Source organism: uncultured Gelidibacter sp. (assembly GCF_947500795.1).
Classification (GTDB): Bacteria; Bacteroidota; Bacteroidia; order Flavobacteriales; family Flavobacteriaceae; genus Gelidibacter.
Genome location: NZ_CANMTE010000001.1, coordinates 899,443 through 913,548, shown reverse-complemented (window position 1 = coordinate 913,548; position 14,106 = coordinate 899,443). Strand labels below are relative to the sequence as shown.

Annotated in this window: 11 protein-coding genes; 9 read left to right on the top strand and 2 right to left on the bottom strand. The window is 37.7% G+C overall.

The genetic code is table 11. The features are described 5' to 3' along the window. Window positions 1–27: 27 nt before the first annotated feature. From murQ to Q0947_RS03995, 6 genes are all read left to right on the top strand, one after another. Window positions 28–849 carry an N-acetylmuramic acid 6-phosphate etherase gene (gene murQ, locus Q0947_RS04020; protein WP_299391726.1) on the top strand — a complete coding sequence of 274 codons (822 nt, stop codon included), beginning with the start codon at window positions 28–30 and terminating at the stop codon, window positions 847–849. Then, a complete protein-coding gene (locus tag Q0947_RS04015; protein WP_299391724.1) occupies window positions 846–2,528 on the top strand; it encodes a glycoside hydrolase family 3 protein in 1,683 nt (560 codons plus the stop codon). Before murQ ends, Q0947_RS04015 begins: the two co-directional genes overlap by 4 nt. Window positions 2,529–2,557: 29 nt before the next feature. After that, complete coding sequence (locus Q0947_RS04010) at window positions 2,558–4,027, top strand: glycosyl hydrolase family 18 protein (protein ID WP_299391721.1); 1,470 nt, start codon at window positions 2,558–2,560, stop codon at window positions 4,025–4,027. Between the two features lie 89 nt (window positions 4,028–4,116). After that, window positions 4,117–5,334: a DUF1343 domain-containing protein gene (locus Q0947_RS04005; protein ID WP_299391718.1), complete on the top strand. Its 1,218-nt coding sequence runs from the start codon at window positions 4,117–4,119 to the stop codon at window positions 5,332–5,334. 161 nt (window positions 5,335–5,495) lie between these two features. Further along, a complete protein-coding gene (locus Q0947_RS04000; protein ID WP_299391715.1) occupies window positions 5,496–8,009 on the top strand; it encodes a glycoside hydrolase family 9 protein in 2,514 nt (837 codons plus the stop codon). Window positions 8,010–8,231: 222 nt separating this feature from the next. Continuing rightward, window positions 8,232–8,555 carry a hypothetical protein gene (locus Q0947_RS03995; protein WP_299391713.1) on the top strand — a complete coding sequence of 108 codons (324 nt, stop codon included), beginning with the start codon at window positions 8,232–8,234 and terminating at the stop codon, window positions 8,553–8,555. A gap of 126 nt (window positions 8,556–8,681) precedes the next feature. Here the strand turns inward: Q0947_RS03995 and Q0947_RS03990 are convergent, their stop codons facing one another. Continuing rightward, window positions 8,682–9,518 carry a universal stress protein gene (locus tag Q0947_RS03990; RefSeq protein ID WP_299391710.1) on the bottom strand — a complete coding sequence of 279 codons (837 nt, stop codon included), beginning with the start codon at window positions 9,516–9,518 and terminating at the stop codon, window positions 8,682–8,684. A gap of 454 nt (window positions 9,519–9,972) precedes the next feature. On the opposite strand from Q0947_RS03990, the gene Q0947_RS03985 reads away from it, so the two are divergent. Continuing rightward, window positions 9,973–10,752, top strand: a complete 780-nt coding sequence (locus tag Q0947_RS03985; protein WP_299391707.1) for a membrane metalloprotease — start codon at window positions 9,973–9,975, stop codon at window positions 10,750–10,752. A gap of 56 nt (window positions 10,753–10,808) precedes the next feature. On the opposite strand, the gene Q0947_RS03980 is transcribed toward Q0947_RS03985, so the two are convergent. Further along, complete coding sequence (locus Q0947_RS03980) at window positions 10,809–11,807, bottom strand: metal-dependent hydrolase (RefSeq protein WP_299391704.1); 999 nt, start codon at window positions 11,805–11,807, stop codon at window positions 10,809–10,811. Between the two features lie 263 nt (window positions 11,808–12,070). Between Q0947_RS03980 and Q0947_RS03975 the strand changes: the two genes are divergently transcribed. Both Q0947_RS03975 and Q0947_RS03970 read left to right on the top strand, forming a co-directional pair. Next, the gene (locus Q0947_RS03975) at window positions 12,071–12,961 is read left to right on the top strand and encodes an alpha/beta hydrolase (protein ID WP_299391702.1); all 891 of its coding nucleotides are present in this window, start codon (window positions 12,071–12,073) and stop codon (window positions 12,959–12,961) included. Between the two features lie 101 nt (window positions 12,962–13,062). Then, the gene (locus Q0947_RS03970; protein WP_299391698.1) at window positions 13,063–14,070 is read left to right on the top strand and encodes a LacI family DNA-binding transcriptional regulator; all 1,008 of its coding nucleotides are present in this window, start codon (window positions 13,063–13,065) and stop codon (window positions 14,068–14,070) included. Window positions 14,071–14,106: the final 36 nt, after the last annotated feature.

Genomic DNA, 14,106 nt, shown 5'->3' with positions numbered 1-14,106 from the left:
ATAATAGCAAATTAAATATCAAATCCTATGGAAGGTAAATTAACAACAGAACAAGCGTCGGATTATAATGACCTAGAGAAAATGAACACATTTGAGTTGCTCTCAAATATGAATACTGAAGATAAAACGGTTCCTCTTGCCCTCGAAAAAGCCATTCCTCAAATTGAAAGCTTAGTAGATGCCATATATTCTAAAATGAAAGATGGCGGACGCTTATTTTATATAGGCGCCGGCACGAGTGGGCGTTTGGGTGTGTTGGATGCTTCCGAATGCCCGCCAACATATGGTGTGCCGGATACTATGGTAGTTGGTATCATTGCTGGAGGTGATGGTGCACTTCGAAAAGCTGTTGAAAACGCTGAAGATAATGCTGAACTGGCATGGGAAGATCTCAAAAAACACAACATTACTTCAAAAGATGCGCTTGTCGGGATTGCCGCTTCCGGTACCACGCCTTATGTGATTGGTGGTGTAAAAGCAGCAAGAGATCAAGGTATTATTACTGGGTGTATCACGTGTAATGCAGATTCGCCATTGTCACAAGCAGTAGATTTTCCTATTGAATTGGTTGTAGGTCCTGAATTTGTTACAGGAAGCACGCGAATGAAAGCAGGAACCGCCCAAAAATTAGCCTTAAACATGATTTCTACAACGGTCATGATCAAGTTAGGAAGGGTAAGAGGTAATAAAATGGTGGACATGCAATTGTCTAACAAAAAGTTGGTCACCCGAGGCGTTCAAATGATTATGAATGAAGCGCATGTGGATGAGGCTACGGCAAAAGCCCTGTTAGCAGAACATAAAAGTGTCCGTAAAGCAGTTGATACCTATAAATTGAATAAGAAATGAAAAAGATTTTACCAATAGTCACTGTTGCCATGCTTGTGTTGGCTTCTTGTGCTAAAACGTCCAATAAACGTCCTGTAGAGGTGGATCATAGAGGGCAATGGGTGGACAGTGTGTACAACCAAATGTCACTTCAAGAAAAAGTAGGGCAGTTGTTTATGGTGAGCGCATATTCCAACCGTGTGGATTCCCATAATGATTCTATTCAGAAACTTATTAATGACTATCAAATTGGCGGACTGATATTTTTTCAGGGCGGACCAATTCGTCAAGCAAATCTGACCAATACTTATCAAGCCTTATCTAAAGTCCCAATGTTTATTGGTGTTGATGGCGAATGGGGATTGAATATGCGATTAGATAGTACAGCGAGATATCCATACAATATGACCTTGGGTGCGATAAACAATACTAAAATTATTGAAAGAATTGGTCAGCAAATTGGTAAAGACTGCAACCGTATGGGCATTCATATCAATTTTGCGCCTGTGGTGGATATCAATACAAATTCTAAAAACCCGGTGATTGGTGTGCGTTCATACGGTGAGGATAAATTCAACGTTACCAAAAAAGCGTGGGCATTTACCAAAGGCATGGAAAGTACCGGCGTCATTGGTTCTGCCAAACATTTCCCTGGCCATGGCGATACCGATACGGATTCGCATAAAACATTGCCAACAGTTGCTTTTTCAGAACAAAGAATTGATTCGGTAGAATTGTATCCGTATAAAGAATTGTTCAAAAAAGGTGTTGGCGGCGTGATGGTGGCCCATTTAAACGTGCCTAATTTAGAACCTCAAGCGGGTTTACCATCATCGTTATCTTATAAAATTGTGACTGAACTCCTTAAAGAAAAATTAGGATACGAAGGTCTTATTTTTACCGATGCATTAAATATGAAAGGTGCAGCCGATTATGGGCAACCTGGCGATATAGATTTAGCCGCATTTAAAGCAGGAAATGATGTGCTTCTTTTTTCTGAGGATGCACCAAAAGCCATCACTAAAATTGTAGAAGCTTACACCAATAAGGAGATTACGGAAGCGCGTTTAGCGTTTTCTGTAAAGAAAATCCTTGCCGCCAAATTCGATGCCGGATTGAATAACTATCAACCAATAGAAACAAAAAATCTTATCAAGGATTTAAACGGCGATATCAATGCGAATCTCTATGAAGAAGCCATCAGACAGGCGGTTACTTTGATTAAAAATGAGGGTCAAATTCTGCCATTGAATAAAAATGCAAATGAGAAAATCGCTTTTGTGAAATTAGGTGAGGGTCCTTCCGATACGTTTTTAAAGGCTTTAAAAACGAGAGCTACTGTGACTGAAGTTTCTCATAAAAATCTGCTGGAAGACCTTAAAAATTATGATAAAGTTATTATTGGGTACCATCGAAAAAACAGTCGATTAACCTATGCCATTTCAGAGGACGATAAGAAAGTAATTGAATCGATAGCTAAAGCACATAAAACCATTCTTACAGTTTTCGCAAGTCAGTATAGTTTAAAAGAGACCAATTTAGAGCACGTGGAAGGCATTCTGATTTCTTATGAGAATTCGGAGATAGCCAATAAAGTGTCGGCAGAAGTGATTTTTGGAGAAGCAGAAGCGAAAGGAACCTTGCCTGCATCCATTTCTAATGCTTTTCCTGTGCATTCAGGAATTATAACGACACAGTAACATTTTTATTAATCTTTAAACCGACTCATATGCAAAAAACTTTACTTACCAGATTGCAGTTCGTGTTGTGTTGTTTAATGGTTCAAACCATGACCTCACAAGAGCTTATTTTGGAAGGGCCTCACCAAAAGCAAAAACATGAGTTCGGAAAGATTGATAATTACAGCATTCAACTCAATGCAAGTCAACGGACCGAAGACATTATAGGTCTAAACACTTCGAAAGTAACCACTTTAAATAAAAAAGTATTCGGCTTCCTGCCGTATTGGGAGCAAAGTTCTGGGGCTCATGAGAATATTCGATATGACCTATTGACTCATTTGGCATGCTTTGATTTTTTAGTGCAATTGGATGCTTCTATCGCCACACCTCAAGGTTGGCCGTGGACGAATGAAATTAATGCTGCGCATGCACAGGGCGTTAAAGTGATCATGACCGTAGTTAATTTTGGAGGTGCTAATGGCGCAGATGCTGTGGTTTGGGAATTGGTTACCAATCCTGCCAAAAAAGCATTGTTCTTTACGAACGTCAAAAACTTAATTGAAACCTACAAATTGGATGGGGTGAATATTGATTTTGAAGGCATGTCTACCGCGCACCGAGGTGCAGAATTGAACGAATTCTTGGCAGATTTAACCACATTTATCCATGCTGAACTTCCTGGCAAAGAAGTGTCTTTTGACGGACCTGCTGTAAATTGGGGCGGATGGGATATTGATGGCTTGGTAGATAGTGTGGATTACGTTGTTATTATGGCTTACGATTACACTTCTGCAAGCGGCGCGAATTCAGGGCCAGTTGCACCACTGACGCATCATACGTCTTGGAAACGTTCTGTTAAACGTACAATTGAAACAGGAACTTATGCTGTGCCGACCACAAAGAATCCGGAGAAATTAATAATGGCGGTGCCATATTACGGGCAGCATTGGAAAACAGCTACAGATGCACCGGAATCTACGACGGTGGCGCATGTAAAATCTACACGCTATAAAAACACGGTTACGGAAGCGGATTCCCATGGTGGATTTATTTGGAATTCAGATTTTGAATACCCATGGTATAAATGGAACGATGGTACCAATTGGAACCAGGTTTGGACCGATAATGAATTGAGTATTTCAAAGAAATTTGATTTGGCTATCGCCAATGAATTGGGCGGCGTGGGCATGTGGGCTTTAAATTATGATGGTGGCCGTCCAGAACTTTGGGAGCTCATCCAATCTAAATTTGGTGCAACGGCTTCAGTGAAAGATTCAGATTTGGGAACTATCAGAATTCACCCAAATCCAACAGCTGATTACATTCAAATTTCAAGTAATAGCCCTGTAAAATTTTCTAAAATGGAACTGTTCAATGTTTTAGGCGCCTCTGTTTTAAAAGTGACCTCAGATCTTGAAATGATCAATATGTCGCATTTAAAAAACGGGATTTATTTTTTAGAAATTGAAGATGAGCGGGGAGCGCAGGGGACGTTTAAAATCTTGAAATCCAATTAATTTATTTAAAATTGTTAAGTTGGTTACGAGTTGTTTCCAACCTATATGAATAAAAACCATTTACTAATCACGAATTAAAATTGAAAATTATGAAATATCTGTTCCTATGTTTTATGACCCTTTTAGCTTGTAATTCTTCGCCTAAGAAAAACCAAGCTAACAATGATACTTCTGAAAACACTCCGGTTGAAAAACCTTCGATTATTACAGGTGCTAATCAAACAGAAGCCTACCTGAAATTGTTAGAAGGCAAAAAAGTGGGTGTTGTGGCCAATCAAACAAGTGTCATTTTTAAAGATGCTAGTGAAGAAAGCCATACGCATATTGTCGATTCGTTAATTGCGATGAACGTTAACGTAACCACAGTTTTTGCTCCTGAACATGGGTTTCGCGGTACTGCTGATGCTGGCGAATATATAGAGGATGGTGTGGATGAGAAAACAGGCTTGCCTGTATTTTCACTTTATGGTAAAAACCGAAAGGCACCACCAGAATTTATGGAAAATATCGACGTCATGCTTTTTGATGTTCAAGATGTTGGTGTTCGTTTTTACACCTATATTTCCACATTGCACTATGTGATGGAAATTGCGGCGGAACTGAATATTCCAGTAATCGTTTTAGACCGTCCAAATCCTAACGGACATTATATTGATGGACCAATTTTAGAGAGCGACGTTAAAAGTTTCGTGGGCATGCATCCGGTGCCAATTGTTTATGGGATGACCATCGGCGAATATGGAAAGATGATCAATGGCGAAAAATGGTTGGAAAATGGGATTCAATGCGATTTAACTGTAGTGCCATTGAAGAACTATACCTATGCTTCAGAATACGATTTACCGATATTACCATCGCCAAATCTTCCAAATGCCAAATCGATTAATTTATATCCGAGTGTGTGCTTTTTTGAAGGTACAACTGTAAGCTGTGGACGTGGTACAGAAATGCAATTTCAAATTTTTGGAGCACCATATTTACCAAAAGATCAATTCGATTTCAGCTTTACACCACAACCTAATTTTGGTGCTAAAACTCCTAAACATCAAGGTGAGCTTTGCTACGGAAAAGATTTGAGGGAAGTGGAAACGCTTAATGAACTTCGTTTAGATTGGTTAATTGATGCTTATAATGGCGCACCAGATAAAAAAACATTCTTTAATGATTTCTTCAAGAAACTGGCAGGAACCACCAAATTACAAGCACAAATAGAACAAGGCATGTCCATTGAAGCGATAAAAGAAACTTGGCAACCAGGATTGGAATCTTTTAAAGAAACGAGAGCAAAGTACTTGCTGTATAACTAATCGAAGAGAACACGGTCGCCTCTGCACTTGAATAAACTTTTCAGTGACAGATGGAGGAATGAAACTCTTCAATTCATAAAAATCAATGGATGCGACTGCTTACGGAACATTTTCTTAAGCATTGGAGCATCCATTTTTTCTAAATCAAATAACCTAAACAGATGAAAAAAATTGTCTTATTTCTTAGTCTGATACTATTTACTTCTCTTGTTAGCGCAATGGCGTTACAAACTGAAGAAAATGCTGTAATTCGGGTCAATCAATTAGGATACACACCAAATTCGATTAAAGTTGCTGTTTTCGGTGCCCTTGAAGCCGAAACGCTTAGTGCGTTCTCTTTACATGATGCGCAATCACATAAAGTTGTATTTAGTTCGAAATCGCCCGTAGCTAAGGGTGCATATGGCCCTTTTAAATCGTCTTACCGCTTAAACTTTAGTGCATTTAATACGCCTGGCAACTATTATCTTTCTGCGAATGGGGTCAAATCGCCTGAATTCCGAATCAATGCTGATGTTTATGACCATACAGCCGATTTCCTATTAGAATATATGCGTCAGCAACGATGTGGTTACAATCCTTTTTTAACGGCATCTTGCCATTTAGATGACGGATTTATTGTCTATAATCCGGAGCGAGAAGGAGAGCGTATTGATGCAACCGGAGGGTGGCATGACGCTTCCGATTATTTGCAATATACGGCCACTTCAGCGAATGCCGTGTTTCAATTGCTTTTCGCATACCGAGATAATCCTGAGTCGTTCGGCGATGCTTATGACTCCGCCGGATTGCCAGGTCCGAACGGTATTCCTGATGTGATTGACGAAGCTAAATTTGGAATGGATTGGCTGAAACGAATGAATCCTTCCGATTCAGAATATTATAACCAAATTGCTGATGATCGTGATCATTCCGGGTACCGCTTGCCAAATAAGGATTCGGTAGTTTATGATCCTAATAGAAAAGGCCGACCTGTATATATGGCAAGTGGTGAAAAACAAGGAATTCTTAAATATAAAAACAGATCTACAGGCGCCGCATCTACTGCCGGAAAATTTGCTTCAGCATTTGCTATTGGGGCGGAAGTGCTGAGTGAATTTTATCCTGAATATTCTAAACATTTGACCAAGCGTGCAGAAGAAGCTTATATCTATGGGGAACTACATCCAGGGGTAAGCCAAACGGCTCCCGGACGGTCACCTTATTTTTACGAAGAGGACAATTGGGTTGATGACATGGAATTGGCAGCAAGTAGTCTTTATAAGCTGACAGGAAATGAGACCTATAAAAAAAGTGCTCTAAAATATGCGTCCGAAGAAAAGGTAACGCCTTGGATTGGCCGAGACACAATCTTACATTATCAATATTATCCATTTTTAAACGCAGGACATCACGAATTGGCATCTGCACTCGCATCCGAAGAAAAAAAGGAAGTGGCGTCTTATTATCAAAAAGGATTAGAAATGCTTCACCAACGGGGTAAGGACAATCCATTTTATATCGGAATTCCTTTTGTGTGGTGTTCCAACAATTTTGTAACTGCCGCTGTGACGCAAAGTAAATTGTATCATAATTTGACAGATGATGCAACGTATTTAGAAATGGAAGCCGCACTTCGGGATTGGCTTTTTGGATGTAATATTTGGGGAACATCAATGATTGTTGGACTACCAAGTTTTGGAGACACCCCTGTTGATCCGCATTCTTCGTTAACACTTTTGGAAGGTTATCCAACTAACGGCGGATTGATAGACGGGCCGGTATATGGCTCCATTGCTAACAGTTTGATAGGCGTGGAACTTCATAATGACGATGAGTATGCCCGATTCCAATCGGATTTGGTCGTGTACCAGGACGATGTGGGGAGTTATGCCACCAACGAACCTACCATGGATGGTACGGCTTCTTTAGTCTATTATCTAGCGTCTCTTGAAAGTGAAAGTAGAGCGAAAGGGCATCAAAAAAAGAATTATAGCTTTGATGAAACCGGTGCCATTGTTAGAGGTGATACTTCAAAAAAGTCAATAAGCTTACTATTTTCTGCAGATGAATATGCTGACGGAGCAGACGACATATTACGCGTTCTTCAAAAGCACGGTATTAAAGGAGCATTCTTTTTAACAGGTGATTTCTACCGAAATGAGAACTTTTCATCTTTTATTAAAAATGCAAAAAAAGTAGGACATTATCTTGGCGCACATTCTGATAAACACTTGTTGTATAATGATTGGACAGCCGATAAAAAACGTTTGGTCACTCAAGAGGAATTTAAAAATGATCTCAAAGCCAACTATGCTGAAATGGAGAAATTCGGCATTTTAAAAGAAGAGGCGCCCTATTTTTTACCACCATTCGAATGGAACGACAACATCATCACTCAATGGGCAGATCAAATGGGTATTACGTTAATCAATTATACTAAAGGCACCTTATCTCATGCTGATTATACAACACCAGATATGAAGAATTATAGAAGTTCTGAGGACATCATGAACTCTATTTTAGGCTACGAAGAAACCAATGACATGAATGGGTTTATGTTGCTCTCCCATTTAGGAACGCATCCTGATCGTACTGATAAATTTTATAAAAAATTGGATGACCTCATTATGATCTTAAAAAAGCGTGGGTATGCGTTTGAAAGTTTGGAGGGTATTTTGGATTTGAAGGAATAAAATATGGAATAAATCCTTTCTGAAAAGTAATTTATCAAAACCCTGACTTGCTGTACAACTTACTATTAGTATGTAGCATTGTCAGGGTTTATTTTTATAAGCGCAATTAATATAAATTATCTCCCTATCTTTGACCCCTTCCTAATAATCCACAAGTAGAGCGTTATACAAGCGCTAATGGTTATAGTGAGTAACCAAACAAAAAATAATGTCACCCTTATTATGAGTCAAAGATTATATTCCAACATTGAAATTCAAGAGAAAATTTCAAACGCCCTTCAAAATTTATCCGATGCTGATTTAGACAAGTTCTGCAGAAAGTCGCATTCAAAAGTAGTTTTTGATATAAAGAATCCACTATTATTAAAAGTACCAACACATTTTACAGCAACAGAGAAAGCTGATGCCATAAAAGATGAAAAAGGTATGGACCGATACACGTGGGACTATGAATTTGAGAGAAACGGTTTTCTATATGCCATCCATACACAATGGCATGCCAGAAATGATGCGTATGTACAACGTTGGTTGACTGAAGTAGCATAGTCACACATATTCAATTAGCTATTTTATAATGGCCTTCTAAAATAACAAAGCGACCCAATTGGAGTCGCTTTGTTATTTTTTATAAGTGTGGTATTCAATTTCGATGCAGAAAATATCAGTGTTTCCTTAATCAATTCTAGGGATAATCATGAAAGGAATTTTAGAATGGAATCCTAATTTTTTAATCACAGGCTCCTTAACTAAATTTTCGATAAAGCTATGCTCATAATTAATCATCGTGAGGATATTGATATTGTTATCCTTTATAAAATCAGTTATGGCTTCGGCTTTTGAGTTGTAATCAGGCATCCAATTGAAATTAAAATCAAAGTCTGCTAATTCTGCTGTTAAACTTTCCAAATTGGAATTTTGGATGTCTGTTAGGGTTTCTTTTTTGTTAATATGAAGAATGTCAATAGACGATTGGTGCAGTTCCGCTAATTGCTTTACGCGCTTTATTTCTTCGCCAAAAAACCTGTTAAAAGCTGTTGGGAACAAAATCTTTTTAGGGGTTTCAAATTTACTTTTCTTAGGAACCAACAATAGGGGAGCGCGTCTTACTCTATTAACTACCGTTACGGCATTACTTCCTAGAAATATCTTTTTGGCACCAGTAGCGCCTTTTGTACCCATTACTACAAGATCAATATTGTGTTCTTTATTGGCAAATTCAACAGAATCCATTAATGAGCCATAACTAAAGATGGTTTCAAACTGATGCTCGCTATTGGTACTTTCCTTTTTAGCTTTTTCCTTTACTTCTTCAAGTTGTTCTTTCGCTTTTTCAATTAATGGATCAATATAGCTTTGCGAAATATGAGTTCTTGAGCCAGAATTCAAAAACGTCCAAGCATGCGAAAAATAAAATGTACACGGTTTATTGGCATACAATTTTAAGGCGTAAAGCGCAGCGCTCCATGCGTTATCTGAAAAATCTGTTGGTACTAAAATGTGATGTCTCATGCTTTTATTGAATTGATTCTCTGAAATAAAGTTAAGGTTAATTAGAAGTGTAAAATTAAGGTTTTAAATGTAATAGCAAAATGACATATATCAGACTTATATTTTCTGATGATTTATAAACCTATCTCTTTTAGACTTCGAATCCATTGATAGAGAATAAATTGAATGTATTGTATCTATGTGGTTGATAATCAATATTTAAATTGATTGATCTTGGTTTTATATCAGATTGTTGAAGCGTGAATGCAATCTCGATATTTACATTTGATTAATTTAGAAACTCAAGATGCAGTATCGAATTTTTAGTTCAATTTTCTACCTAAAAAACTTTTTTAAGTTAATCGATCAGTTAAAGTCGATGGGTTAATGCTAAAATTAAATTCCTAAATTGCCGTTATATAATACCAGTTGTCCGAATGAGGTTGCTGTTTTAATGATATTTAAAAACTCACAAATGAAGTACAAAATCGTATTACTTATGTTAGGGATGATCCTCTTGAACGCATGTTCAACAGATGATGCCTTAACAACAGATGACAATGGCGTTAATCAATCGGCAAACAGACAATCTACCGGAAAGTCGGCAAAAGATCTACTATCTGCTGATAAATATACCAGTATGATTTTAGAGATTGTGTATGTTGAAGGCTTTGAACCTTCTCAAAGTTCTATAAATAATTTGAAGTCGTTTATAGAGAAGCGAACATTCAAGCCTCAAGGAATTGTTATAGAAAAACGCGCCATCCCATCACCAAACAAAACCAAATACAGTATTAATGACATTTCGGAAATAGAGAAGAAGCACCGAAAATATTATAATACGGACAATAGAATCGCCGTATGGGCTTACTTTTCTGACGGGAAATCTGATAAAGACTCTGCCGCAGATGAAACTGTAGTGTTGGGTACGGCCTATTGGAACACGTCCTTTGTTATATTTCAAGAAACTTTAAATAATTATAGCAATAGCCCATTAGAGCCAAATCGTTCTTTGTTGGAAACCACTGTAATGACGCATGAATTTGGTCATATTTTCGGACTTACAAACTTAGGAAGTCCAATGCAAACAAATCATGAAGATGGTGCACACGCAAAACATTGCAATAATAAGGACTGTTTGATGTTCTGGAAATCCGAATCCGGTGCTGGAATTTTGGACATGGCCAACATGAGTGCTGCGCCTAGTCTAGATGCGAATTGTATGGCAGATTTAAGAGCTAATGGTGGTAAATAGCTTGTTGATTAGTGAACAGAGGTTTTATTTAGATTAAGGTAAAACAGTTTGATTTTTTAATTTCCTTTAATTCGCTTCCATAAATCGCCCATCAACTTTTTGGCATCACGCTGGGTTTTTTCCTCCTCTACAAAATGCACATTGCCTTGCTCATCACTTACAATTTCATATTGAAACACAAAATCTTGAGATCCTTTATCCATAGTTAACAATCCGAAACGTAAATCATTAAAGAGTAGCTTGCCGTCTTTCTCAATGATGGTATACCAACCATTCGTAATGTCAATCATGCGTTGCACTTTTTCATGTTTAACAAGGTCGCCGAGTAACTCATGATTCTTCTCGTAAGTTTCGAACGTTATGGGTTGGGTGTCCAAGAAAGAATAATATCCTAATAAATAAGCGTCGTCAGTCTCAACATTGGCACTCCAGAGAATCGTATTAAGAGGTGCGGGTCTTGTGTCAATTTGATTATAAGCGATATTTTGATGGTCTAGAGCCGATTCAAATTTTGTAAATGCCATCCATTTTAGAAAGAATGTCAACAGTAAATACGAACTACTTAAAATCAGCCCGGTAGTGTTGTAAAAACGACGTTTTTTAGAAGTCCTGTTTTGGAACATCGCTAAAATCAAGAACACCAGAAAAGGTAAGGTGTATAGTGGATCGATGACAAAAATAGTTTTAAAAGCAAGGCGTTCTTCTAAAGGCCAAAACAATTGCGTACCCCAAGTGGTGTGTGCGTCTAAAATAGGATGCGTCACAAAAGCCCAGAAAAATAACCAGCCCCATCCTTTAAAATCTTTATAACGTTCATACCGCGATACCAGCCATCCAAAAATGGGAGCGAAGAGTGCAGAAAACACAATAGAATGTGTAAAACCTCTATGAATCTGTAAAGCAGAAACGGTGTCTGTAAAATGAGAGGAAAAAATATCCAAATCTGGAATCGTACCAGCTATGGCGCCGTAAAGCATCGCTTTATTGCCGACTTTTTTTCCTAAAACCGCTTCGCCAACAGCGGCACCTAAAATGATTTGAGTAAGTGAATCCATACGTTTTGCAAAAGTAAGGCAAATAAAACATTAAACCATCCCGAGTTTAGTTATCAAAAAGGGATTTTTAGGCGTGCATCGAAAGGCTTTTGTAGCACGATCTGAATATTAATGTTATTTTTTACCTACAATTTTCTCATAGGGATGGTTATTGAGTTTTAATTGATATTTTTATGCTGTGAAATTTTAGAACATCAAAAAGGTGTTGATTCACTCCTATAGAATTCGTTATGAATTTGCTTATAAAAACAACCGGTTTTTCCATGAAAAAATACATTTTTTACATTTTTATTTTCATTACAAGTATTGCTTTTTCCCAAACTAACGTAACCACTTACACCTATGCTATTAAAGGTTTTGATACGTTACGTATGGATGTTTACAGTCCGAAAAACATGAAAAATAATGATTCGCTACCAGTCATGTTATGGATGCATGGCGGCGGATTTGTGGGTGGCGCAAGGAATTATCCAAGTGAGGTTAAATTTGGCGAATTGGCTGCGGAAAAAGGCTATTTAGGCGTGCTTATTTCATACCGATTAACTCGAAAAGGGCAAGCAACAGGATTTGGATGTGATTGTCCAAAAGGCGAAAAACTATCCACCTTTAAAAATGCGGCCATCGATTTTCTAGACGCTGCCAAGTTTATTTATGACAATAAAAAATTATTAGGGGCTGATGTCACCAAAATGATTGCGGGTGGCAGTAGCGCTGGAGCAGAAGGCATGCTGAACGCAGTATATATGCGTGAATATTTTATAGAAAACTTGAAAAAGTATGAGAAGGTAAAGTTTGCAGGCGTGTTTTCATTGGCAGGTGCAATGGTCAATGCTGATTATATGACCAAAGAGAATGCTTTGCCGTCTGCATTTTTTCATGGCACTGCTGATAATATCGTGCCTTTTGGAAGTGCGGCGCACCATATGTGCAAACCGGAAAAGAAAGGCTACATCATGTTGGACGGGTCGGCAACTATTGTGGAAAGGTTGCTGGAATTGGAAATGCCATATTATTTGTATAAGGTGATTGGTGGTAAACATGAGTTGTCCAACATTCCTTTTGATCAATTGGATGGTGTATTCGAATTTTTCAATCAAACCATCGTAAAAAAGGAGATTGTACAAACGATAAGAATAATCAAGAAAACCACATAAATGGTTCAAGAAATAGGTTCTAATAATTTTATAGGTTTAGCACTTTTATCCTGAAAAGGCAGTACTTTTATCTTTTACACTCGTTTTAATTTTAAATGTCTATGGTAACGCTCAAACAATTAGCTGAACAATTAAATGTATCTGTATCAACAGTTTCTAAGGCCTTGCATAATAGCGAAGAAATAAGCAAAGACACTATTCAGCGGGTTAAAGAATTGGCTAAACATCTTAACTATCAACCTAATAGAATGGCGTTAAGTTTAAAGAGCAATAAGACGAAAACCTTGGGCGTGATTATTCCAAACGTGCTCAATCATTTTTTTGCAAAAGCGTTGTATGCCATTGAAATGGAAGCGACAAAACAAGGCTACAACATTATCACATGTCTTTCCAATGAGCTCCTGTCTAAGGAAAAAGAGAGCCTATTATTGTTGTCTAATGGTAGCGTAGACGGATTTATTATGTCCATTGCCGAAGAGACGCAAGTCGAAAATAATATGGAACATATTTCGGCTATTTTAAACAAAGATATTCCAGTGGTTTTATTTGATAGAGTGGCGGAGGACCTTGATTGTGACAAGGTAATTATCGATGATTTTGGAGCATCTTATGAAGCCACAAAACATTTATTGAAGGAAGGACGGAAGCACATTGTTCATATTAGCGATATTGATGAATTGAGTGTAGGTAAATTAAGAAAAAACGGCTATCTGAAAGCTATTGAAGAAGATGCCAACTACAAAAACGATCCTATTTTTATTAATATCGGTAAGGAGGATGATTTGGAAGTTGTTATCGATGATCTATTCAAGTCACATAAAAATGTAGACGGCATTATTTCCAGTGATAATACTTCTGGCGTCGTAGCACAACATAAAGCATTGAAATTAGGTTATAATATTCCTGAAAAGTTATCGATTATTGGGTTTTCTGATGATAATGTCCTCGCTTTTACCGATCCAAAACTGTCTACAATTTCCCAGCACACGATGGATATTGGAAAAGCTACCGTTGAGCTTATGATAGAGCGTTTAAATCAGAAAAACAGCACGAAACACGAGACAAAAACCATCAAAACGAAATTGATTTTAAGAGGGACTACAAAGTAATGCATTGCTTTTTTCACAATATTGCGTTGAGATGGT

Coding starts and splice junctions, on each gene's coding strand:
- Q0947_RS04000 (WP_299391715.1), top strand. CDS start 5,496: ATGAAAAAAATTGTCTTATTTCTTAGTCTGATACTATTTACTTCTCTT.
- Q0947_RS03970 (WP_299391698.1), top strand. CDS start 13,063: ATGGTAACGCTCAAACAATTAGCTGAACAATTAAATGTATCTGTATCA.
- Q0947_RS03975 (WP_299391702.1), top strand. CDS start 12,071: ATGAAAAAATACATTTTTTACATTTTTATTTTCATTACAAGTATTGCT.
- Q0947_RS04010 (WP_299391721.1), top strand. CDS start 2,558: ATGCAAAAAACTTTACTTACCAGATTGCAGTTCGTGTTGTGTTGTTTA.
- murQ (WP_299391726.1), top strand. CDS start 28: ATGGAAGGTAAATTAACAACAGAACAAGCGTCGGATTATAATGACCTA.
- Q0947_RS03985 (WP_299391707.1), top strand. CDS start 9,973: ATGAAGTACAAAATCGTATTACTTATGTTAGGGATGATCCTCTTGAAC.
- Q0947_RS03995 (WP_299391713.1), top strand. CDS start 8,232: ATGAGTCAAAGATTATATTCCAACATTGAAATTCAAGAGAAAATTTCA.
- Q0947_RS04015 (WP_299391724.1), top strand. CDS start 846: ATGAAAAAGATTTTACCAATAGTCACTGTTGCCATGCTTGTGTTGGCT.
- Q0947_RS03990 (WP_299391710.1), bottom strand. CDS start 9,518: ATGAGACATCACATTTTAGTACCAACAGATTTTTCAGATAACGCATGG.
- Q0947_RS03980 (WP_299391704.1), bottom strand. CDS start 11,807: ATGGATTCACTTACTCAAATCATTTTAGGTGCCGCTGTTGGCGAAGCG.
- Q0947_RS04005 (WP_299391718.1), top strand. CDS start 4,117: ATGAAATATCTGTTCCTATGTTTTATGACCCTTTTAGCTTGTAATTCT.